The organism is Hymenobacter arcticus (assembly GCF_054779975.1).
The window spans coordinates 109,445-131,616 of sequence record NZ_BAAGXF010000010.1; the positions used below are offsets into that span (position 1 = coordinate 109,445).

A 22,172-nucleotide genomic window follows, 5' to 3' on the forward strand; every position below is an offset into this window, starting at 1 on the left:
CGCCGGCGCTAAGCCAGCTCCAGGTAACTCTCAAAAATATTCTCCATCACCGTGGCCACCGAGCCCAGAATCACGGCATTATCACCCAGCTCCGACACCACAACGGTGGTTTTTTCGCGCAGCTGCGCCATGCAGTACGTGTTGATAGCCTGCTGAATAGCCGGAAAAATAAACTGCTTGGCCTGCGCTATTTTGCCCCCCAACACAATGAGCTCGGGGTTGAACAGCTGAATCAGGATGGCGATGCCCTTGCCCAGGTTGGTGCCCACCTCGGCCAGCGTGTTGATGGCAAACTGGTCGCCCTCGTGGGCCGCCGCGTACACCTGCTCGGGCTCCAGCTGCTCTAGCTGCTGGGCCGACAGCCGGCTGAGCAGCGTGCGCTGCCCCGCCGCCAGGCCCGCCTTGGCCAGCCGCACAATGGCGCTGCCCGAGGCCACGGTTTCGAGGCAGCCGCGCTTGCCGCAGTGGCACAGCGCGCCGCCCTCCACCAGCGGAATATGGCCAAACTCGCCGGCAAAACCCAGCGCGCCGCTCCGCAGCTTGCCATCCAGAATGATGCCCAGGCCAATGCCCCAGTCCAGCGACAGCACCAGCGCATCGCGCAGGCCGTGCGCCAGCCCAAAACGGTACTCGGCCAGGGCCGCGCTCTTGGCGTCGTTCTGAATGAAAACCGGCTTACCAAACTGCGCTTCCAGTAGCTGCTGCAACGATTCGGGCTCGCCGGCCGTGCGCAGATACGTGTGGTTGTTACCCTCCTTCGAAGCCACCAGCCCCGGCATGCTCATACCCACGCCTACCAGCTTTTTCAGCTCAATGCCCGAGGCCAGCAGCAGCGCCTGGGCGTGCGCGTGCACCTGCGCCAGCGCGCTCAGGTCTTTGGTAAGCTCAATATTGAAGCTATGCAAGCCGCTGACAATGTGATTATTATTGTCAAATATGGCCATCCGCGTCTTAAACTGCTCGATGTGGATGCTTAGCACAAACAGCGACCCGTCGCACAGGCCATACAGCTCGGGCTTGCGCCCGCCCAGCGACTTGCCACGGCCCTGCTTTTCCACTAGCCCCTCGGCCACCAGCTCGTTGAGAATGGCAATCGATGTGGGCGAGCTGATGGCAAACCGCGAGCAGATATCCGCGTTGGTTTTCGCCCCCTTCACATACAAGTGCTTCACTATCTTAAGCTTCTGAATATGCTTGCGCCGCTCCACATTGTTGAGCCGGGCCAGATAGGTTTCCTCAAGCGCTAATAATGAACTCATGCTGAGGGGGCTGTTAAGTTTTTTGTAAATAAAGTTACTTTTTTCGGCAAGTCAAAGGACTTGTATCATTTTTTTATAAAAGTGCCTTCTGAAAGCAAAAAGAATGGCAGAACAAAGCTTATGCCTGTTCTGCCATTTTGCTCGTCTAGGCGCTGCTTTACCCTGGCGCGCTACTGCGCTTGCAGCACCACGTGCTTGATATTCTGCCGGTTGTAGGTGTAGGTGATGTGCACCCGGCCATCCTGCGCCTGAATGATGGCTGGGTAGCTGTATTCTTCGGTCGTCCCGTTTTCCAGCGTGGCCACGTCGTGCCAGGCCTGGCCATCGGCCGACTGGGCCACCCGCAGTTGAGCGCGGCCGTTGAACCAGTCTTTGCCCGGCACGGCGGGGTTGTACACGAGCAATTGGGTGCCGTTTTTGAGCGTCACGGCATCGGTGCCGGAGTTAGGGTTGAGCAGCGTCGTTTGCGAGAGCGGGCCCCAGCTCACGCCGCCATCCGGCGACCACGCCTGCACCAGGCGGCCCTGCTTGCTGCGGCACAGCAGCTGCAAGCGGTGGCCCGCATACGTGAGGATGCTGGGCTGAATCACGTCCAGCGCCGACCCGTTATCAACTGGCTGCACCTGCCAAGTCTGGCCCTTATCAGTCGATTTTTCGAGGTGAATGGTCCAGTGCCCGCTGGCCTCCTCCACGCTCGACGGCGCCAGAATAGTGCCATCGGCCAGCTGCACCGGCTTGTTTTTGATGGGCCCCAGCACGCCCGGCGGCAGCCGCCGCGCCGCCGACCACGTGCGGCCGTTGTCGGCCGAGGTTTTGACCAGGCCCCACCATTCGCGGGGGTTGGGCCCCACTTTGTAAAATAGCAGCAAGTCACCCCCGCGCCTCCGAAACAGCACCGGGTTCCAGGCCGGGTAGCGTAGCGTGTCGCTCACCACGCCATCGGCCACGCGCTGCGGAGCCGAGATACCCTTTTTAGCAATGGTAGTGAGCCAGATAGCTACGTCGGGCTTGCTCTCCTTCGACCCGCCAAAACACGCCACCAGGAAGTTGTTTTTAGCTACTTCGACCAGCGTGGAAGCGTGGCATTGCTTGAACGGCGGAGCCGTGAAGAGCAGCTCTTGCTTAGCGACGGACCAGGTTTGCTGGGCTACCGTGGGAGCGGGCAGGGCGAGGGCGGCGAGGAGCAGGCGCTTTTTCATGGCGGGGGCAAGTGGAAAGATGCTGACGGGGTACCTCCCCTACCACGTAATATTCTCGATGGCCTGCCCCACCCGGAACTGCGCTTGCGCCCGAATATCCTCCGACGACGCGCCCACCTGCACCGTGAACGAGCCTGGCTCCACGGTCCACTTCAGGCTGCCGTTCAGCAGCATCAGGTCTTCGGCGGTTAGTTCTAGGACAACGGATTGCTGCTCACCGGCTTTCAGCGTCAGGCGCTGGAATTTCTTGAGCTGCTTCACGGGCGTAACTACCGAGCTGACATCGTCGCTGAGGTAGAGTTGGGCTACCTCGTCGCCGGCCCGGGCGCTGGTATTCTTCACCTTAAAGCGCACCGTTACGCGCACCGCGCCGGCGGTTTCGACGGGGCTCACTTGTAAGTCGGAGTATTCGAACTTACTGTAGCTCAGGCCGTGGCCGAAGCTGTAGAGCGGCTTCGAGTCGGTTTCGACGTAGTCGTGCTTGGTGGGGCGCTTGGCGTTGTAGTATACCGGCAATTGGCCCACGCTTTTGGGCACCGATATGGGCAGGCGGCCAGCGGGGTTGTAGTCGCCAAACAGCACGTCGGCCACGGCGTGGCCACCTTCCTGGCCGGGGTACCAGGCATCGAGCAGGGCGGGCACGTGGGCGGCCATCCAGTTCAGGTTCAGCGGGCGGCCCTTGATGAGGACCACCACCACCGGCGTGCCGGTAGCTACCACGGCTTGCAGCAGCGCCTGCTGCTTGCCGAGCAGGTCGAGGCTGGCGCGGTCGTAGCCCTCGCCGGCTTCCATGTCGCTCACCTGCTGGCCGCCCGCCGTGACGGTAGCCGCACCCGTGCTCTGGTACTCGGTTTTGAAATCGCGGGCGCTGGAGCCGCCCAGTACCACAATGGCTACCTGCGCGTTGCGCGCCGCGGCCACGGCCGCGGCGATGTTGGTGCTGGCGGTGTCGCGGATGGCGCAGCCCTTCACGTAGGTGACCTGCGTGGTGGCTAGCACCTTGGCCCGGATGCCTTCGAGCACCGTTACCACGTTGCTTTCGGGCTGGGGGGCGGTGTAGTCGCCCAGCTGGTTGTAGCTGTTGTCGGCATTGGGGCCGATGACGGCGATGCGCTGCACCGTTTTGGCCAGCGGCAGCAGGTCTTTGTCGTTCTTGAGCAGCACCACTGACTCCTGGGCTACCTGCCGGGCCAGCTGCACATTGGCGGGGCTGTGCACCAGCTTGGCGGCCTTGCGCGGGTCCACGTAGGGGTTTTCAAATAGGCCCATCTCAAACTTCACGCGCAGCACCCGGCCCACGGCGCGGTCCAGCGTGGCCGGCGCAACCAGCTTTTGCTCAACGGCTTGCAGCAGCTCCTTGTCGAAGCCGTAACCGCTCAGGTCATCATCGAGGCCGGCGTTAAGAGCCAACGCCGCGGCTTCGGGCGGCGTGGCGGCCACGTGGTGGTTATTGACTAAGCCCGAAATACTGCCCAAATCCGACACCGTGAAGCCCTGGAAGCCCCACTGCTGCCGCAGTACGTCGGTGAGCAAAAACGGGTTGGCCGAGCACGGTACCCCATCGATGGAGTTGTAGGCCGTCATCACCGACTGCGCTCCGGCCTTCACGGCTGCCCGAAACGGCGGCAAAAAGCTCTGAAACAGCTCGCGGTAACCCGTGCTAATGCTGCCGCCGTTGTGCCCGCCTTCGGGCACGCCGTAGGCCGTAAAGTGCTTGAGCGTAGAGATTATGTTAGTGCCACTCTTGAGGCTATTTCCCTGGAAGCCCTGCACCATAGCTACGCCCATCTGGCTGTTGAGCACGGGGTCTTCGCCATAGGTTTCCTCCACCCGCGACCAGCGCGGCTCACGGGCCAAGTCCAGCACCGGGCCGTAGCCGATGTGCGCGCCCTGCACCCGCGCCTCGGTGGCAATGGCGGTAGCCATGCGCCGAATCAAGGCCGGGTCCCAGGTGCTGCTCTGGCCGATGGACGTAGGAAACACCGTGGTGCCGATGGCCATGTGGCCGTGCGGGCACTCTTCGGCCAGCAGCATGGGGATGTGCAGCCGCGTGTGCTCTACGGCGTACTTCTGCAAGGCATTGGTCGCCTCGGCGGCCAGCTGCGGGTTGAGGCCCGTGAGCAGCGTTTTCTTGGTCCAGGGGTCGGCACGCAGCGTGGCCCACAGCGCGCCGATGTGGCGCTCATCCACGGCCTTGCGGTACGCCGCGCTGGCCGTAACCCGCTGGCCGTCTTTCTCATACATCTCCCAGCCGAGCAGCGTCGAGAGCTGGCCCACCTTCTCGGCCGTGGTCATGCGGCCCAGCAGGTCCTGCACCCGCGCTTCGGTGGGAGCCTGGCTATTCTGATAGAGCGGCTTGGTGACCTGGGCACTGGCGGCGGTGGCACTAAGCAGGGCTAGGCTAAGCGCGAGATACTTCGTCATGGGAAAATGTATCAGATTAATTATCAAATATTTGCCAATCGTTCAAACGTGCGCCTCATCCCCTGCCCCCCCGAGAGGGGAGAACGGTTTTGCGCGGACGCTCGCAGTGATTAGGCTCCCCCTCTCCTTCTCGGAGAGGGGGTCGGGGGGTGAGGCGCCCCGCCAGAACGAGCCTCCTACCGTACGTCTTCCAAAATTGGCTTATCGGTCGTTTTCAACTCGGTGTGCAGCACGTCGTTCTGCTGCTCCAAGATGACTACATTATTCTTGCCTTTATTCAGCCAGCAGCCGGGCAAGTACAGCGTTTGTTGCGGGCCCACTTTCCAGTAACGCCCCAGGTGGTGGCCGTTCACAAAGACAATGCCCTTGCCCCAGCCACGCATGTCCAGAAACACGTCGCCGGGCTGCGGCACCTCGAAGGTGGCGGTGTATAGCGTGGGCTTGCCCTCCTTGTTCTTGGCGGGGTACTTAGTCAGGTCGGGCGCTTGCTCGAAGGGCAGCTTGTGCATGTTCCAGTCGCCCGTTATTTCGAAGCCGTTGATGACGACCGGCGAAATAATACCTTTGGTATTGTGCACAATATCAGCGCCGTAGTTGATGCGGCCCATGTTTTCCACCAGCAGCTCCAGGGTGGCGTTGAAGGGAATCTGGATATCCAACTCGTACTTGTTTTGCTGCCGGTTTAGCTCGCCCACCAGCTTGCCGTTCACATACACCGTGGCGTAGTCGCGCAGGCCTTTTACCTGCAGCTTGCCTTGGGTCGGCTGGGTGAAGCGCTTGCTGTACAGCACGTAGCCGTGGCCCTGGCCCAGCTCCTCAAACGAGAGCGGCGTGTCGTTGGTCACGGGCTTGAGGTCCTTCTTCAGGTCAAACAAGTCCACCGATTTGCCAAGCGCGATGGGCGGCAGCGTGCGCACCGGCAGTGGGGCGGGCACCGCCGGCACGGGGTACTTCACGTAGCGTTTTAGCAGCTCGCGCAGGGCGGTATACTTGGGCGTGACCCCGCCCGCCTCACTAATGGGCGCGTCGTAGTCGTAGCTCGTGATATCGGGCTGAATAGCATGCTCTTCGTTGTAGTTCGCGCCCGCCGTAAAGCCGAAGTTGCTGCCCCCGTGGGCCATGTATAGGTTGAAGCTCACCCCATTTTTGAGGTAGGTTTCGGTCTGCTTCACTACCTGCTCGGGGCTGATGCGGGTAAACGGCTCGCCCCAGTGGTCGAGCCAGCCGGGGTAAAACTCAGCCACCATGTACGGGCCCTGGTTGTTATTATACTGATTAACAGCCTTTTTCAGGTTTTCCACGTTGCCCTCGCCGTTGGCGGTGGGCAGCACGCCCGGCAGCGCGCCACCCTCAAACAACATGGCCCCGTCGGAAGTAAAAAACGGCCCCTCGAAGCCCGCGTCCACCAGCTGCTGCTTAATGGCCACGTTGTACTTGCGGTGCTCGGCCAGCGGAATATCTTGGCGCTGTGACACGTACGACCCAAACTCATTCTCCACCTGGGTCATGATAATCGGCCCGCCCTTGCTCACTTGGTAGCCTTTCACCTGCGCGGCCAGCCGGCGCAGGTACACATTGCACGAGTCCAAAAACGGCTGGTTATTAGCTCGGATAACCAGGTTTTTATTCTGCTGCAACCACCACGGGTAGCCGCCAAACTCCCACTCGGCGCAGGCATAAGGGCCCGGCCGCAGAATGACGAACAGCCCTTCTTCCTTAGCCGTTTTTAGGAATTCGGCCAGGTTGTGGCTACCCGTTTTGAAGTCCCACACGCCCGGCGCGGGGTGGTGGTAGTTCCAGAACACGTAGGTGGCTACCGTATTGAGGCCCATGGCCTTGAGCATCTTGAGCCGGTGCCGCCAGTATTCCTTCGGTACGCGGGCGTAGTGCATTTCACCCGCGTGAATCTGGGTGGGCTGGCCGTCGTAGCGAAATTGCCCGTCCTTGATTTCAAACGTGTGCTTTTGCTGCGCCTGGGCCGCGGGGCGCGCCGCCAGCAGCAGGCCCAAGCCCAGCAAGCCCCGGGTAAGCATCGACTGTAACATGAACAAAATCAGCTTTATACAAAATAGTTATTCGGCCACGTAGGCGAAGGCCAGCGCCGGGTACGCGCCGGCCTGCTTGGCCAGGACGGCGGGTAGCGTCAGGGTCACTTTGTCGCCGGTGGCGGTCCATTTCACTGCCTGGCCAGTTTGCAGCAGGGTCAGCTTGCTACCTTTTTTGGGCACGTTGCCGGTCCAGGCCAGCGTGGTGGGCGCGGCCTGGTTTTCGGGCAGGCAGGCAATGGCGTATCGAGTGCCTTTTTTGCCCTGCGTGAAGTAGGTGGTGCCGTCCTGGAAGCGCGGGGTGGCGCGGGTATTGTAGATGGCCGCCCCGTTCACATCCAGCCACTTACCTATCGCGGTGAGGCGCGTCACGGCCTCCTGGTCGAGGGTGCCGTCGGGCTTGGGGCCCACGCCCAGCAGCAGGCTGCCGCCCTTGGCCACCACTTCTACCAACGAGTGAATGATTTTGGTGGGCGACTTGTACGTGTCGTTCGGCACGTAGCCCCAGTTGTTGGCCAGGGTCAGGCAGCTTTCCCAGGGGTTAGCAAGCTGGTGGTCAGGCACTTTTTGCTCGGGCGTCTGGTAGTTTTCGTAGGGGCCGTGCACGGTGCGGTCTACCATCAGCAGGCCGGGCTGGGCCTGGCGGGCCATGGTGGCAATGCGCGGCATGTTCACGTCCTGGCTGAAGTCCGGAATCGGCGCGCCCCAGGCGCGCACTTCCGCATTCACGGTTTCCTTGGGGCGCACCCAGCCGCCGTCGAGCCACAGGATATCCATGGCTCCGTAGTTGTGCATCAGCTCACTTATCTGGTTGTAGGTGAAGTCCTGGTACTTTTTCCAGCGCCACGGATACTTCTTGATGTCGTAGTTCACGTTGCGGTCGGGCGTGGCGTATTTCGGCCACCAGAAGTCCTGCGAGTGCCAGTCCGGCTTCGAGAAATAGGCCCCAATCATGAAGCCTTCCTTGCGGAAAGCACTGAACACGTACTTGGCCACGTCGGCACGCGGGTTATCCTTAAACGGGCCGTTGCTAATCTTGAAATCCGACTGCTTGGTGTCGAACATGTTGAAGCCGTCGTGGTGCTTGGTGGTGAACACCAGGTAACGCATGCCCGCCTTTTTGGCCACGCTGGCCCACTGCTCGGGGTTGAAATTCACCGGGTTAAGCTCCTTGCTATAGTCCCAGTAGCGCTGCTTGTAGGCCTCGTAGTTGCTGGTGCTGTCGCGGTCAATCCAGGGCTCCGAGCATATCTGCCACGACTCGATGATGCCCGGCACGGCATACAAGCCCCAATGCAGAATGAGGCCAAATTTCTGGTCGCGCCACTTATCCAGCTTCTTGATTACCAGCGGGTCGGTGGGTGCCTCGTACTCCGTCGATTGCTGGTGAATGCCCTGCTCTTGGGCCAAAGCCGGCAGGGTGCCAGCCGCGCTGAGCAAGGCTAGCGCGAGGGTTATTTTTTTCATGGGGATACAATACGTAAGCATAAGAACTGTCATGCAGACCGCCGGGAAGCATCTCGCGTGGGGCAGTAATTACTGGCGTCAGCAACGAAGCGGGCGAGATACTTCCCGGCGGTCTGCATGACAAATATTTTTTTATTTACTTGATAATCAACGACTAATTAGCGCTGGGCGCTAGGGCCTGCTTATACAGTCCAATGGCCGAGAGCGTCGGATTGAGCCGCGACGAGGTGATGCGCACCCGCACGTACTGCGCCCGCACCGGCGCAAACGGCAGAATGCGCTTGTAGCCCACCGTAGTGCCCGCCACCAGCGGTTTCCACTCGACCCCACTTTTGTACTCCAGCACGAAACTTTCAATACGCTGGCCCACCGCAATATTCTCCTGCAATTGCAGCACGTCGAACTCCTGCGGCGCGGGCAGCTCAAAGCTGAGCGTAGCCGTGGTATCGCGGCCGGTGGTGGTCCAGTACGTACTGTATTTGTTATCGAGCAGCGCCGTGGTCTGGCTGGCGTTCAGGCTACTTACCCGGGCATTTACGAGCAGGTTAGTAGCGTATGTATCAGTTAGCGCCCTGCTAAAAGCTTTTAGGCTGGCAATATCAGGCGGCGCGAGCAGGCCCTGTTTATTGGGCGGGATATTGAGCAGCAACACGCCGTTGCGGCCCACCGAGCTGTTGTAAATATCGAGCAGCTGCGCGGGGGTTTTCACCTGCGCATCTTCGGCAGGATGGTGAAACCAGCCCGGCCGGATGGACACGTCGATTTCGGCCGGGTACCAGGTTAGCGCGGCGGCATCCTTTATTTTGGCGCGGCTGCCCAGGTCGTCCTCCATGCGATTTTTGGGGGCGAAGGTGGCCACCTGTTGCGAATTGGCCGCTACGTTGGCCTGCTGCTGCGCCTCGGTGGGCAGCACGCTCCACTCGGTGGGGCGGCCGTAGCCCGATTCGGTGCCCACCCAGCGCACATCAGGGCCCATCACGGCGATGGTGGCCGTGGGCTGGAGCCGGCGAATGAGCGCGTACCAGCGGTTGAAATCGTAGACCTGCTTCTTGCCCGTAGGCCCCTCGCCATTGGCCCCGTCAAACCATACTTCATCGACCCGGCCATAGTTGGTGAGTAATTCCGTTAACTGATTGACAAAGTAGTTGTTATACTTCACCGAATCACCAAAATATGCTGAGTTACGGTCCCAGGGCGAGAGGTACACGCCAAAGCCCACGCCCTGCTCGCGGCAGGCGTCCGACACCTCTTTCACCACGTCGCCCTTGCCGCCTTTCCAGGGGCTGCTTTGCACCGAGTACTGCGTGAATTTGGAGGGCCACAGGCAAAAACCGTCGTGGTGCTTGGCCGTGATAATTACCTGCTTGATGCCGCCCTCCTGGCAGCTGCGCACCCACTGCCGGGCATCAAGCACGGTGGGGTTGAACAGCGCCGGGCTTTCGGTGCCATCGCCCCACTCCTTATTGGTGAAGGTGTTCATGCCAAAGTGGATAAACCCCGTCAGCTCCAGCTGCTGCCAGCGCAGCTGCCGCGGCGAGGGCACTACGCGGGCCGCATGTTGCACCACGGCCGCTGGGGAAGTGCCCGGCGCAATGGCCACGTAGCTTCCTTTAGTATAGAGCTGCGCGCTACCCGCCATTGGCAGTAGCAGGGCCCCGCTCAGCGGCAGCCCGGCTAGGGCGGCGCGCTTCGCACTGCGTGAACAGTTCGCTGGATGGTCTTCCACTGAGCTTGAGAACGCTAAGATAAATGGAGTGGTAGTAGCTGGGCTGCCCCGCTGGGCCCGCTGTGCGCGGCGCGCTACCGGGGTAGCGCGGCTGGTAGTAACCAAAGGAACTGGCATGGCCCACCCCCGCCGGGGCTCATGGGGTCGGCTTGGGTAGCCGACGGTTGGTAGGCTGGGCGGGCCCGAACGCCCGCGGTGGCCCCCGCAAGGAGGCTGGCCAAAGATAGGAAGGTAATGGAACAATAAGGTGGTCTTTTTGAAATTCTCACCTAAAATCCTTGGTCCAAGCCCCTGGCTTGGCAGATAACCGGGGGCGGCCCGGCTCGCCTCCGTAACTTGCGCATAGTGCTGCTGCGCCCCATGCCCTGCTTTTCGCTTCGCCTGTTTTTTGTGCTGCTTACCGGGCTATTGCTCGGCGGGCGGGCGCGTGCCCAGGCGCAGGACCAGCCCACCGAGTTTAGCCCGCGCCTGGCCGTGCCGCCCGACTCGCTGCACGCCGTGAAGCTCGCCGATGCCCTACCGGCCGACTCGCTGGGCCGCCGCTTCGACGAGGCGCGCGTGCGCCTGAGCCTGGAGCGCTACACCCGGCGCGGCACCATTGTGGGGCGCGGGCTGGCGGCGTTTTTCCGCTTCACTCGCCCGCAGCAGGAAGACCACGGCCTCGACGCAGTGCTGCTCAACCGGCAGTTCGACAAGCACAATTTCAAAGTGGTGCGCCGCGTCACCATCACGCCCTTCGACGCCTTTGGCTACAGCCTCAACGACTCGCTGCGCCAGCCGCGCACGTTTTTGGAGCGCTCGGGCAATGCGCTGCACATTCGCACGGCGCGCTCCCGCATTCGGCAGGTGCTACTGTTTCGGCCGGGCCAGCCGCTGCTGCCCCAGGCCCTGGCCGAGAGCGAGCGCCTGCTGCGCCAAACCGACGAAATCCTGGACGCCCGCGTGCTGGTAAACGAAGGCACCGCCACCCGCGACAGCGTGGATATTCTGGTTTATACCACTGATGTATTCAGCATCACGGCGGGCTACGAGCTGCGCGGCGGGCCGGGCTCAGCCATTGCCACGCTGGGCGACCAGAATTTCCTGGGTCTGGGCCACCGGCTCGACAACCGCTACCAGTACGGCCGCGACCTGCCCCAGACCTGGGGCTACGAGGCTACCTACCGGGTACCGTTTCGCAACTTCGTATACGCCGAGGGGCATTATTTTAATGAGTTTGAGTCGCACTCGGGTGGCGTATCGGCCCAGCGCGACTTCTACTCGCCCAGCGCCCGCTGGGCGGGCGCCATCACGGCCGACATTTTCAACCTGCGCGTGGTGCTGCCCCGCGATGTGCCGCTGCCCAACCAGCCGCCCGACTTCCGCGTGCGCTCCTTCACCAGCCAAAGCCTGTGGGTGGGCCGCGCCCTGCGCCTGCGCTCCTACGACCTGGGCTACGAAAACCCCGGCCGGCTCATCATTGCCGCCAGCGTGGCCCACGAAAACCACACCACCAACCCCACTGCTACGCCCGAAACCCCCGCCGGCAGCCCCGACGACCGCACCCGCACCCTGGTGCTGGGCTCGGTAGGCTACTCGGTGCGCCGCTACTATAAAGACAAGTACCTCTTCGGTTTTGGACGCACCGAAGACGTGCCGGCCGGCACCCTGCTCAGCCTCACCACGGGCGTCGAAATGAACCCCGTGGGCCCCCGCCGCTACTTCAACGTGCGCGTTGCCGGGGCCGGCTACTCCGAGCGCCAGGGCTATCTCTATGGCAGCCTGAACTTTGGCACGTTTCAGCGCGTGAACGATGGCGGCTGGGAACAGGGCCTGCTGAGCGGGCAGTTCCTGTATTTTACGCGGCGCTACCGGGTGGGCAATTACCAAAGCCGCCACCTGCTGAGCACCCGCGTCACGGCGGGCTTCAACCGCTACCCGGCCGAAGTGCTGCTGAGCGGCGTCAATAGCAACCCCGACGGGGTGCGCGGCTTCCAGCCCACCGGCCAGATACTGGCCACCAGCCGCCTGCTGGCCAACTACGAGGGCACCGTGTACACGCCGCTCTCGCTGCTGGGCTTCCGGGTGGCCGTGCTGGCCTTCGCCGACCTGGCCGTGGTAAACGAGCGCATCGGCGGCGGCTCGCCCTTCGGCAACAACGCGCCCGTGTATTCGGGCTTTGGGCTGGGTTTGCGCTTTCGCAACGAGCTCACGGTACTGCGCACATTTCAGCTGCTACTGGGCTACTACCCGCGCGGGCAGCTCAGCGCCAACGGCCTGCGCCTGTTCGAGAGCAACCGCGACTCGTATAATTTCAGTGATTTCAGCTTTGGCCAGCCCAGCGTGGTGCAGTATGGCTTACAGTAGTTAACTTACTGTTTATCAAGTTTTTATAGCTAATCTTCGCAAGGCAGGGCGATGGGCGATGCTGGCCACTTAACCATCTGACTTACTAATCGTTACGAAACTCGATAGGGATGGTGCACGATACCCGCACGGGGTGGCCTTGCTGCCGGCCGGGCTGCCAGGGCGGCATGAGCCACACCAGGCGCAGAGCCTCTTCGTCGAGGCCGTAGCCGCGGCCCCGCGCCACGGTAGCGTCGGTGATGCGGCCCTCCGCGCTCACTACGAAGCGCACGTACACTTTACCCGTAATACGCTGAAACTTGGCTGCTTCGGGAAAGCGCATGTTTTTGGTCATGTAGCCGGTCAGCGCCTCCTCACCCCCTTTAAACTGCGGAATAATCTGCGGATTCACGAAGATGGAATCGGGATAAAATACCACCGGTTTTGGGCCAGCAGGCGGGGTTACGCTGCCTGCGCCAGGTGAGGCCACTATCCCCAGCACAGGGCTCTTTTGGGCCATTGCCGAACTAGCCACTCCCAGACTAGCTGCCAAATAAAAGTAGATTATTTTCAAACTAATTAAAATTAAAATAGTACAAAAAATAAAGCTGATTAACACTACAAAAATAAGGGTTGAACCTGTATTATTGCAAATTACCAATCTGTTAATTTATAATACCCACTACGCATGGCACAGTCGAATGAAGACTATGACTACCGAAATAGCTGCGGCCGCCGCCCGGCCGCGAAACCTACAATACAGCCCCAATTGACAGCAAAAAACGAGGCGGCAAGCCAAGTACGTTGCGCATTGCGCTTGTGGATTGCCGCCCAGGTCGCCAGGCAAGTGCCGCACTCATCAAACCAGCCGGTGCGGAAAATGAGAACTACCCGACTGGCCCAGCGGCGCATCCGCCAACTAGTCGGGCAGTTCCGCCGTCGGACCGAAGCCCGCCCTACCCTGCCCGCAGTAAGAACCTACGCCCATAACCACTGACGTAAGAGACTGGCTTCGCAGCCCGCAAAGCCGCCGGGCGCGGCACCAGAGCACCACTCCGTTTCACAGTTTGGGGCCGCTGCTGTGTAAGCAGGGTACCCGCAGCACCGGCCAGGCCCTAGCCTACCGGGGCTGCACCAGCCGCGCCACCTCGGCGCTGGGCCCGATGGTGGCCACGCTGCCCGCGTTAAAGCGCAGAAAATCAGTTTCTACCCCATCGGAGAAGATGACGCCGCCGCCGGGCATGAGCGACTCGACCCGTAGTGGCCGGCCGGTGGCGAGGCGGCCGGCCACCAGGTCAGCCTGGGTGCGCTGGCTACGGAAGGGCTCACGCACTACGAATAGCAGCTCGCCGGCAACGGGCGCGGCGGGCGGCGGCAGCGGGCGCACCTGCGCAAAGGCCTCCACGCCCTGCGTCATGTTGAAGATGGACGACAGCCAGCCTGTACTACCCGCCGGCGTGGCCACAATAATGCCCGACGAGGAGTGTTCCTCGGTGCGGTCGGTGAAGGTGAGCCGGTAGCGGGCCGACACGTGCGAAGCCGCCCCGATGAATAAGTCGTTGAACGCCAGTAGCCTTTGGCCGTCCTGCAGGGTAGCCTGGGCCAGGTACTGGGTGCGCACCGGGTAGTCGGGGCCCTTGGCCACGGCCTGCACGGCGGCGCGGCAGGTATCGGGCCGGAAGGGCAGCAGTACGCCATCGTAGCGGTCGGGGTCGGGGTTGACGGCCACCAGCGGGCGGCCGCGCACGTATTTGGCGGCGTTGGCCACCAGCCCATCCTGCCCCACTACCACTACCACCTGGTCGTCGGCAAAGATGAACGAGGGCAGAAACTCGCGGTCTACTACTTTGCTCTTTACCACTTGGCTCAACTCGCGCTGCACCCGACTCAGGGCCTGCTCAAAGCGTTCGTGCTCAGCCTGGTAGTCGTCGAAGTTGCCGCCGCTGCGCTCCAGCACGAAGCGGGCCTGGGCGGCGGTGTTGTAGCGGGCGGTGAGTTGTTCCAGCCGGGTTTTGGCCCGCACAATGATGGCGTATTCGATTTTGGGCATGGCGCGGGGCTAGCGGCGGCCCTTGTTGGGGTTGGTAGGCGTCTCCGGCGCGGGCGGCGTGGGATGGCGCGGGGCGTCGTGGCCCGCGCCGCCCAGCACGTTGTCCAGCAGGTCGGGCGTGATGTTAAGTGTGCCGATTTTGGCGGCGTTCTCGGCCATTTCGCGGAAGGCCAGGCTGATATTGAGGCGCGGGTCGGGGTTGTTTTGCAGCGCCGTGAGCGTGCGCCAGTCGAGGTCGCGGAAGGGCCGCAGCGTGGCCTCAGTTACGTAGCCCTGGGTATCGGCGGCGAGGCGCTGGTTGGCAGTTTGCTGGGTGAGCAAGTCGGCGCGGCTGGCTTCCACGGCAATGTCGGCCTGCACTTGCAGCTCGCGCAGTTTGCGCTCATTGGCAGCGCGTTGCAGCTGGGCTTCCGAGCGCTTTTCATCAATCTGCTTGCGCTTTTCTTCCACCGCAATGTCGGTATTCAGCTCGCTTTCCTTGATGCGACGCTCCTGCTCCACGGCAAAGTTGCGGCGCTCGTACACGGCCTGGTCGGCTTCCTGCTGCAAGCGCTCGCGGGTTTCGGCCTCCAGGGCGCGCTCCATCTCGGGCGTGGCCTTCACGGCTAAGATATTGACGCCCAGCACCTCAATACCGAGCTGCGTCACGGCCGGCGAGTTTTGCAGGCCCTCCTTAATCTGCGCCTCAATCTGCTTGTTCGAGCGGATGGAATCCTTCAGGCTCAGGCTGTGCACGTAGGCCGAGGTGGCAGCCTGCGCCTCATTCACAAGCCGCTGGTTAAGCTTTTCGAGGTCATTCTTCTTATAAATCCCGAAGCTATTTACCGTAAAATCAAGCAGCTCGGCCAGCTGGCGCGGCTCGCGCACCCGGTAGCTGAGCTGGCCCTGAATGGTGATGCTTTGGTAGTCGGCCGTGGTTTCGTTGAAGATGAACGGTAAGTCGTTGGAAGCCAGTGGCACCGCCGCAATGGAGCTGCCCAGCGTGCCGTAGAAAAAGGCCAGCCCGCGCCCCTCGCGCACCACCTGCCCGTTTTTATACTGAATGACGTAGGTGACCGAATCGAACTTGGCGTAGCTGAGGCCGAACATAGGCAGCAAAAAAATGACGCGTTGGCCCTGGCCCCGGTGGCCAGCGCGGCCCGAATGTACGGGCGTACCTGGTTTCTAAGCGCAACTGTGTATTCCCTAACCCAGTGGTTCTCCTAATGCGTTTTGGCAATTTTAGTAACCTCGAAATAGCCCGTGAGCTTAGAGCAACTGCCAGTATTCGATAGCATTGCCGTATTCAATATATGCGACATAGATGCCACTAGTGCATTCCTCGACTGGGGACTTAAAGAGACCTACTGCCTCACATCTAGGCGACTAATTTGCCCATAAAAAAGAACCAGTACCCGTTGTGTGTATTGGTTCTTTTTCTGTTTTCCCGGCTTCGTCTATCAGTTTGCTGGCTTGCCACCCAGCAGCGCCCAAGCTTCATCGGGCACCACCTGCGGGTAGCGCTCTTTAAAGAACTGCGCCGCTTTGGGGAATTTGGCTAGGCGCTCTTTCAGGTCGAACGGTATCCACTCACGGCCGAAGTATTCTAGCCAGAGTTCGTCGAGGAGCCATTGAGTTCCCATTGCTTTTATATAAGTCCCTTCAGAATAAAAGTGTTCCTCTAAGTATATTTCGTCCCTAACTCTGCGTGCGCCATTCTCATCCACTCCACGCACCTTATCAAAAACCGTGAATTGCTTGGGTGGGCAGCCTTGTGTTGCAATTGTTAACCATCCCTCCTCTTGTTCTTCTAAAAGAAGAATAAATTTATCCCTGCCGCGATTATGAATCTCAAATTGAGCAGGTGCCTTTTTTTGAGCAAACTCATCTTTGTAAATAACTTGTCTAAAATGATAATTATTTCTTATTTTAGTTTTCACAGCACGTTGAACATCAAAATCTAAGAATTTTGTATCAAATCCCGGTCCACTGTATAAACGATTATTAGCTCTAAGAAGCAATCCTATCTCGCTTAAGAGTTTAACTTTTAATCCAGGCAACTGAAATAATGCGTGCTCGAGTGGAAATTTATCTAGAATACATGCTAACCGAATAGAATAGCTGTCAACTTTACTGATTAACATGAAATTCTTTGTTCCTCCCAGCCACTTCTCAAGACTGATATTTAAAAGTCGTGGGGAGTCGATTGATTTTGGTCCATGAAAAAATACCCATGCCAACATCTCTGATAAAAAGTCTCGTACTAATGCTTTTCCAAAAACATAATCTGCATCTTGAATATCACTGCGTGTTAAATTTAGAGAGAATTGTCCATCAGGGTCTATTACAAATATTTTTGGATAGATAATAGCATCTGCAGCAAAACTTAACTCCTTGTCATAAATCAAATGAGTTGAGGGAATTTGAACCGCTTTTTTGGCATCGCTCACGAACAAACCGTTACACACCAGATTAGGACTAGAATTAAAAGACCAGTAAATGTCGTATGGTAGCTCTACTGGCAGCTTATGCCAATTATTATCTAATAGAATATCAAAACTAAACCTGTTTTCTAAAACAACTACTTTACCATTCGCACCAGTGTAAGTACGTTTTACAGAAGGATATTTAGAACAGTACCAATCCCAGGAAGCAGGTTTTTTGGTTGAAGCCGTTTTTTTTAATAATTTTTCATATTGAACAATATTAATAATTAATCTAACTACTGTACCAACTTGCAAATCATTTACTCGCTTTATAGTAATTGAGTTTGTAGCCAATGTAGTAGTAAATTTATGTCCTTCTACCGCACTTACATAACAGGTTTCCACTTCTATTTCCTCTGCAACTAGAAATGCAGCCAAAGCCCCTACGCCGAATCTACCAGAACGAAGTACCTTAGACTTCATTTCCATGCCATCCAATTCAAAAATATTTTTCCATTCTGCGCTTTGCCGATAAGACGCCCCAGCTTTCAAAAAATAATCCCGAATAGTTGCCTCCGTCATGCCGATACCCCGGTCGGAAATCGTCATCAAGGCGTAACCGGTAGCCTCGTCCAGCGGGCCTAGTTCTACTACCACATCGGCTTCCTGCTCGCGGCGGGGCACGTCTTTATACTGCGGGTTGTCGAGCACAAACTGGTCGTATTCCCGCACGGCGTCAATCGAGTTTTGCATCAACTCGCGCACGCCGTAGCTAGGGTCGTCGCCATAGAGTGGGCCAATAAGCAACTTCAGCAACTCAGCCCGCGCCACATCGAAACGGATGCGGTCAGGCACGTAGGGCACGGTGGCCGCGAACTTTGGCACGTCATCCAGATTAGAAAGTACCCGGCGAAACGTTAGCCCCAGGTGGCGCAGCTGCTCGTGCCGGCCATATACCTCACCCAGCACCGCCCAGGAGCCGTCTAGTTCCTGCTGAATACCCGCCAGCCACTCCTTGAGGCGCAGAAACACGCTCACCTCATCGGGCCGGGCCAGGATGGAAAGGGCTTCGGGGTCGTCGGCCGTATTGGTAATGTTGCGCACGGACTGGTGCACCTTGTGCTCGATGGTCGAGACGGAACTGTAGATTTTCTTGTAGCTGAAAATCCGGTCGGAGGTGCGGTCGCCCTGAATCTGGATGTAGTCGGCCACCCGCAGCAAGGCCATCAGGTATACCGCGTGCACGCCTTGGTACTCGCGCCGGGCATACTCGCCAAAGTCGGGCGCGTTTTTCAGGTAGTCGAGGCAGGTGCGCAGGGGCAGGCCGTGGCTGCGGGCAATGAGGCCCACCAGGTCGCGCCACTCGGCGGGCAGGCTGTCATCTAGTTTCAGCAGCGCGCCGGTAGGGCCGGGCACGCCGTGCAGAGCCATTTCGTGCGCCAGCCGCGGGTGCTGCTGCCGGATGAATTCGCCGATGAGCAGGTTATCCGTACGCGTCAGATTTTGCCAATGCGCAAAGGGGTCGCGCACGGAGGCCGTGGGCAAGCCGCCCGGTTCGGTACTGCCAAACACCTGGGCGAGCTTGGTATCGTCCCAGCGACGCGCCAGGAACATAAAGTCGTCCCAGGTTTGCGCCCAGCCCTTTTGGTCGAAAGACGCTATCGGCCTGTAAGGCGCAGCAGGGTCTTTGATAAGTTGCCACACACCGGCATCGGTGAGGTGCAAGGCGCTGTCGTGCAGCAGCACGGCCAAGATGAGCGCCGCCGCATCGGCTCCCGAGAAATGGGGCCGGGCGTGGTCGGGAATCAGGTTGGCCGTCGTAGCCAGCACCTGCTCGATATGCTGAATGCCGTGGTCGGTGTAATCGGGAAAGAATGGCAGCCGACTATTCCGAAACCAATCACTGAAATTTTCCAGGGCTTTATGTACCACATGGCGGTGAGGTGCTTGAGCTAGCTTTTCTGCAAGAAAAGGCGGCAAGGTAATTTCGGCAGGCATCGAAAAACAGATAGTATGATTAAGTCTTCAAACATACTCACTAAACCAGCGCCACTTTTCTACCCGACCTTTGCCTCAAACACAGCCCCTCCCCCATGCTCCAGCTCGGTGATTTTAACGACCTCGAAATAGCCCGCGAGGTCAGCATTGGCCTCTACCTCACCAGCGACGACGGCGACCTGCTGCTGCCCGAAAAGTACCGCCCGGTGGGCGCGCACGTCGGCGACGTTATCCGCGTGTTTGTGTACCGCGACTCAGAGGACCGCCTCATTGCCACCAACTTAGAGCCGCTGGCGGTGGTCAACAGCTTTGCCGCGCTCACCGTGCGCGACGTGGGCGGGCCCGGCGCATTCCTCGACTGGGGCCTCGAAAAAGACCTGCTGCTGCCCCACGCCAACCAGCGCCACGCCGTGCAGGTGGGCGAGCGGGTGCTGGTGTACGTGTACCTTGACGAAGCCACCGACCGGCTGGTGGCCTCGGCCAAGTGGCAGCAGTTTCTCAGCCCCGAGCCCTTCGTGGGGGCGCCGGGCGAAACCGTGCAGGTGCTCATCGGCGAGGAAACGCCGCTGGGCTACTCCGTTATCGTGAACGGCACCCACGCCGGCCTGCTCTACGCCAACGAGGTGTTTCGGCCACTGCGCACCGGCGAAGTGCTGCCCGGCCACCTGCGCCAGATTCGGCCCGATGGCAAACTCGACGTGCGCCTCGGCCAGGCCGGCTACGACGAAGTCGAAACCGCCTCGCGCCTCGTGCTGGCCGCCCTGCGCGCCCGCCCCGACGGCCGCCTGCCCCTCGGCGACAAAAGCCTGGCCGACGACGTGTACCGCCGCCTCGGCATGAGTAAAAAGGTATTTAAGAAGGCGTTAGGCTCGCTCTACAAGCAAGGCGTGGTGGTGCTGGGCCCGGAGGAAACCCGGCTGGCCATTGCCGAGTAGCGGAGCGAGTAGACCCTACCGATTATTTCACCATTCACCCCACTAAAATGCTTACGTACAGCCAGGTAACTTTCAAGGATTTGAAAGATAATTTCGGTGTCAGTATCGAGAGCAAGCCTTTTTTACCGGCCATCGCGCCCCTGCCACTCCCCGAGTGGCTGCGGCAGTATTTCAGTGTCAATCCGCTGGCCCCCGCCGTTACCAAGTCTGAAAAGGCCATTTCAGAGCTCATCATTGCGCCCGTACTTTCTGCCGTTAAAGCCCACTACAACGGGCAGTTAGGTGTGTTTTCGGGCGAGCCGCTGAACGCCGCCGGGCTAGTCGGAGTATGCGACTTTATTATTACCACCAACCCCCGCTCGTACCTGCCCGAACCGCCGCTGATGGTGCTGGTAGAAGCCAAGAGGCAAGATATCAGCAGTGGCATTCCGCAGTGTGTGGCCGAAATGATTGCGGCCCGCCAGCTTAATGAGGAAGCTGGCCTGCACTACCCTGCTAGCTACGGCTGCGTAACGACGGGAATAGAATGGCAATTTGTGCGCTTGGTAGGCGAGCAAGCAATATCCGACCCTAACCTACTATTTTACACGGATTTAGAACAAGTTCTGGGCTGCTTTAGCTGGCTCATTGACCAGTTTAACACTAACTAATTGCCGTATTTCTTTGGGTAGCAAATTTGCTTTTCCCAAAAAACGTCGTTCCTTTGCCCCCGAAAACCGACCACAACCCATGTCCTTTTTCGCAACCGTTTCGCAAAGCTGGTGGCACTCAACCTTCCCAAAAGGCTGAGCATTAGGCATATATAGTTGGTTGAACCCCTAGAGATTCTCCAAGCCCGCTGCTCACCGCAGCGGGCTTTTTTATTGTCCTGTCCTTTCGATTTTCCTTCGCCATGTCGGCCGCTACTGCCACTACTCCCGCCATCCTCGTTCATAGCCGCCACCGCCGCCTGCTGGCCGATACCCTCACGCCAGTAAGCCTATACCTGCGGCTGCGCGACCAGTTTGTGGGCACGCTGCTGCTCGAAAGCTCTGATTACCATGGTAATAGCAACAGCTTTTCGTACCTGTGCTTTAGTCCGGTAGCGCGCTTTGAGCTGGATAAAAACCAGCTAACCACCCAGTACCCCGGCCAGCCAGCTACCACCAGCACGCTCGCCGACCCGCGCCAGGCGCTCACGCATTTGCGGGCGTTTCGGAGCAGCTTTCGGCCGGCCGCGCCGTCGGGGTTGCCGTTTATTACCAACGGGCTGTTTGGGCACATGGCTTACGAGGCGGTGCAGTATTTTGAGGATGTGACGCTGCGCGACAAGCCCGGCGTGAGCACGGTGCCGGCCATTGTGTACCAGGCGTTTCGCTACGTTATCGCCATCAACCACTTTAAGGAGGAGCTGTATTTATTTGAGCACCAATACCTTGCTGAGGACGAAGAGCCAGTGGCCGATACGCTCGACGCCATTGAGTCGATTATCCAGAACCGCAACTTTGCCACCCACGGCTTCCACCTCACCGGCCCCGAAACGTCAAACGCCACCGACGCCGAGTTTCTGGAGCTGATTCGGCTGGGGCAGCACCACTGCCAGCGCGGCGACGTGTTTCAGATGGTGCTCTCGCGGCGCTTTCAGCAGGGGTTTCAGGGCGATGAGTTTAATGTGTACCGGGCGTTGCGCTCGCTCAACCCGTCGCCGTACCTGTTCTTTTTCGACTACGGCAGCTACAAGCTATTTGGGTCGTCGCCCGAGTCGCAGATTGTGGTGAGCAAGGGGCAGGCGGTGCTTTACCCCATCGCGGGCACCTTCCGGCGCACCGGCGACGACGCGGCCGACGCCCACCTGGCCCAGCAGCTGCTCGACGACCCCAAAGAAACCGCCGAGCACGTGATGCTCGTGGACCTGGCCCGCAACGACCTCAGCCGCCGCTGCGACGTGGTGGCCGTGGAGCGCTTCAAGGAAATCCAGTACTACTCGCACGTTATTCACCTGGTTTCCAAGGTAGTGGGCCAGCTCGGCCCCGACACCGAGCCGCTCGACGTGGTGGGCGAAACCTTCCCGGCCGGCACGCTCTCGGGCGCGCCCAAGTACCGCGCCATCCAACTAATTGACGAATACGAGAGCACGCAGCGCGGCTTCTACGGCGGCTGCATCGGCGCGCTCGACTTCGGCGGCGACTTCAACCACGCCATCATGATTCGCACGTTTTTGAGCAAAGACAACACGCTGTATTTCCAGGCCGGCGCGGGCGTGGTGGCCAAGTCGGTGCCCGCCAATGAGTTGCAGGAGGTGCATAATAAGCTGGGCGCGCTGCGCGCGGCCATGCAGCAGGCCGAGCAGGTGTAAGTGC

Annotated in this window: 14 protein-coding genes; 4 read left to right on the forward strand and 10 right to left on the reverse strand. The window is 59.7% G+C overall.

Going from position 1 to position 22,172, the window contains the following annotated elements:
• Positions 1-8: 8 nt before the first annotated feature.
• The 6 genes from ACYVGC_RS16735 to ACYVGC_RS16760 form a co-directional block, all read right to left on the reverse strand.
• The gene (locus tag ACYVGC_RS16735; protein ID WP_460584994.1) at positions 9-1,259 is read right to left on the reverse strand and encodes an ROK family protein; all 1,251 of its coding nucleotides are present in this window, start codon (positions 1,257-1,259) and stop codon (positions 9-11) included.
• A gap of 170 nt (positions 1,260-1,429) precedes the next feature.
• Positions 1,430-2,458, reverse strand: coding sequence for a sialidase family protein (locus ACYVGC_RS16740; protein WP_460584995.1), 1,029 nt, complete (start codon positions 2,456-2,458; stop codon positions 1,430-1,432).
• Positions 2,459-2,497: 39 nt separating this feature from the next.
• Positions 2,498-4,882, reverse strand: a complete 2,385-nt coding sequence (locus ACYVGC_RS16745; protein WP_460584996.1) for a glycoside hydrolase family 3 protein — start codon at positions 4,880-4,882, stop codon at positions 2,498-2,500.
• A 176-nt stretch (positions 4,883-5,058) separates the two neighbouring features.
• Positions 5,059-6,927, reverse strand: coding sequence for a glycoside hydrolase family 35 protein (locus ACYVGC_RS16750; RefSeq protein ID WP_460584997.1), 1,869 nt, complete (start codon positions 6,925-6,927; stop codon positions 5,059-5,061).
• Between the two features lie 27 nt (positions 6,928-6,954).
• On the reverse strand, positions 6,955-8,394 hold the full coding sequence (locus ACYVGC_RS16755; protein ID WP_460584998.1) for an alpha-L-fucosidase: 1,440 nt from the start codon (positions 8,392-8,394) through the stop codon (positions 6,955-6,957).
• 154 nt (positions 8,395-8,548) lie between these two features.
• Positions 8,549-10,033, reverse strand: a complete 1,485-nt coding sequence (locus ACYVGC_RS16760; protein ID WP_460584999.1) for an alpha-L-fucosidase — start codon at positions 10,031-10,033, stop codon at positions 8,549-8,551.
• A gap of 432 nt (positions 10,034-10,465) precedes the next feature.
• Between ACYVGC_RS16760 and ACYVGC_RS16765 the strand changes: the two genes are divergently transcribed.
• On the forward strand, positions 10,466-12,466 hold the full coding sequence (locus ACYVGC_RS16765; protein WP_460585000.1) for a hypothetical protein: 2,001 nt from the start codon (positions 10,466-10,468) through the stop codon (positions 12,464-12,466).
• An 85-nt stretch (positions 12,467-12,551) separates the two neighbouring features.
• On the opposite strand, the gene ACYVGC_RS16770 is transcribed toward ACYVGC_RS16765, so the two are convergent.
• From ACYVGC_RS16770 to ACYVGC_RS16785, 4 genes are all read right to left on the reverse strand, one after another.
• A complete protein-coding gene (locus ACYVGC_RS16770) occupies positions 12,552-12,965 on the reverse strand; it encodes an energy transducer TonB (RefSeq protein WP_460585001.1) in 414 nt (137 codons plus the stop codon).
• Positions 12,966-13,565: 600 nt separating this feature from the next.
• The gene (locus ACYVGC_RS16775; RefSeq protein WP_460585002.1) at positions 13,566-14,495 is read right to left on the reverse strand and encodes a diacylglycerol kinase catalytic domain-containing protein; all 930 of its coding nucleotides are present in this window, start codon (positions 14,493-14,495) and stop codon (positions 13,566-13,568) included.
• 9 nt (positions 14,496-14,504) lie between these two features.
• Positions 14,505-15,584, reverse strand: a complete 1,080-nt coding sequence (locus tag ACYVGC_RS16780; protein WP_460585048.1) for an SPFH domain-containing protein — start codon at positions 15,582-15,584, stop codon at positions 14,505-14,507.
• A 350-nt stretch (positions 15,585-15,934) separates the two neighbouring features.
• A complete protein-coding gene (locus tag ACYVGC_RS16785) occupies positions 15,935-18,898 on the reverse strand; it encodes an HD domain-containing protein (RefSeq protein ID WP_460585003.1) in 2,964 nt (987 codons plus the stop codon).
• Positions 18,899-18,993: 95 nt separating this feature from the next.
• Between ACYVGC_RS16785 and ACYVGC_RS16790 the strand changes: the two genes are divergently transcribed.
• The 3 genes from ACYVGC_RS16790 to ACYVGC_RS16800 all read left to right on the forward strand — a co-directional run bounded on the left by ACYVGC_RS16790 (position 18,994) and on the right by ACYVGC_RS16800 (position 22,168).
• Positions 18,994-19,833 carry a CvfB family protein gene (locus ACYVGC_RS16790; protein ID WP_460585004.1) on the forward strand — a complete coding sequence of 280 codons (840 nt, stop codon included), beginning with the start codon at positions 18,994-18,996 and terminating at the stop codon, positions 19,831-19,833.
• Positions 19,834-19,913: 80 nt separating this feature from the next.
• Complete coding sequence (locus ACYVGC_RS16795; RefSeq protein WP_460585005.1) at positions 19,914-20,483, forward strand: hypothetical protein; 570 nt, start codon at positions 19,914-19,916, stop codon at positions 20,481-20,483.
• A gap of 242 nt (positions 20,484-20,725) precedes the next feature.
• On the forward strand, positions 20,726-22,168 hold the full coding sequence (locus ACYVGC_RS16800) for an anthranilate synthase component I family protein (RefSeq protein ID WP_460585006.1): 1,443 nt from the start codon (positions 20,726-20,728) through the stop codon (positions 22,166-22,168).
• Positions 22,169-22,172 lie beyond the last annotated feature (4 nt).

Bases quoted from the DNA above. Each gene is read 5' to 3' on its own strand.
- ACYVGC_RS16735 (WP_460584994.1), bottom strand. From the start codon at position 1,259: ATGAGTTCATTATTAGCGCTTGAGGAAACCTATCTGGCCCGGCTCAAC.
- ACYVGC_RS16740 (WP_460584995.1), bottom strand. From the start codon at position 2,458: ATGAAAAAGCGCCTGCTCCTCGCCGCCCTCGCCCTGCCCGCTCCCACG.
- ACYVGC_RS16745 (WP_460584996.1), bottom strand. From the start codon at position 4,882: ATGACGAAGTATCTCGCGCTTAGCCTAGCCCTGCTTAGTGCCACCGCC.
- ACYVGC_RS16750 (WP_460584997.1), bottom strand. From the start codon at position 6,927: ATGTTACAGTCGATGCTTACCCGGGGCTTGCTGGGCTTGGGCCTGCTG.
- ACYVGC_RS16755 (WP_460584998.1), bottom strand. From the start codon at position 8,394: ATGAAAAAAATAACCCTCGCGCTAGCCTTGCTCAGCGCGGCTGGCACC.
- ACYVGC_RS16760 (WP_460584999.1), bottom strand. From the start codon at position 10,033: ATGGCGGGTAGCGCGCAGCTCTATACTAAAGGAAGCTACGTGGCCATT.
- ACYVGC_RS16770 (WP_460585001.1), bottom strand. From the start codon at position 12,965: ATGGCCCAAAAGAGCCCTGTGCTGGGGATAGTGGCCTCACCTGGCGCA.
- ACYVGC_RS16775 (WP_460585002.1), bottom strand. From the start codon at position 14,495: ATGCCCAAAATCGAATACGCCATCATTGTGCGGGCCAAAACCCGGCTG.
- ACYVGC_RS16780 (WP_460585048.1), bottom strand. From the start codon at position 15,584: ATGTTCGGCCTCAGCTACGCCAAGTTCGATTCGGTCACCTACGTCATT.
- ACYVGC_RS16785 (WP_460585003.1), bottom strand. From the start codon at position 18,898: ATGCCTGCCGAAATTACCTTGCCGCCTTTTCTTGCAGAAAAGCTAGCT.
- ACYVGC_RS16790 (WP_460585004.1), top strand. From the start codon at position 18,994: ATGCTCCAGCTCGGTGATTTTAACGACCTCGAAATAGCCCGCGAGGTC.
- ACYVGC_RS16800 (WP_460585006.1), top strand. From the start codon at position 20,726: ATGTCGGCCGCTACTGCCACTACTCCCGCCATCCTCGTTCATAGCCGC.